Source organism: Faecalibacterium sp. DFI.5.82 (assembly GCF_029076575.1).
Taxonomy (GTDB): domain Bacteria; phylum Bacillota; class Clostridia; order Oscillospirales; family Ruminococcaceae; genus Faecalibacterium; species Faecalibacterium duncaniae.
The window spans coordinates 1-286 of the sequence record NZ_JARFIS010001194.1 but is presented as its reverse complement, the minus strand read 5'-3'; the positions used below and the strand labels follow the sequence as shown (position 1 = coordinate 286).

The following is a 286-nucleotide window of genomic DNA, read 5'->3' as shown; positions in this document are numbered from 1 at the left end:
AAGTCAAAATGAACACGCAGGTGCCCACGGCAGTCTTGAGCTCGTAGCCCAGGACACAGGTCAGGATAAGCAGCATCATCATGCCGCCGCCGGCACCGATAAAGCCGCAGATCATCCCGATGACCACACCGCAGACGATAGACTGGAGGGCACGCTTCTTCGCAGAGACCCCCTGCATGGCGTCTTTGGTGGTCATAACGGGCTTGACGATGAATTTAATGCCCAGCAGGAATGTCGTAAATACCGAAAAGCTGCCCATGGTGGTGGAAGGCACCAGGCTTGCCAC

Annotated in this window: 1 protein-coding gene; it reads right to left on the bottom strand. The window is 56.3% G+C overall.

Going from position 1 to position 286, the window contains the following annotated elements; all coding sequences use genetic code 11:
* Positions 1-286, bottom strand: a 286-nt coding sequence (locus tag P0G09_RS20700; RefSeq protein WP_275253621.1) for a TSUP family transporter, incomplete at both ends; no start/stop codon positions are given.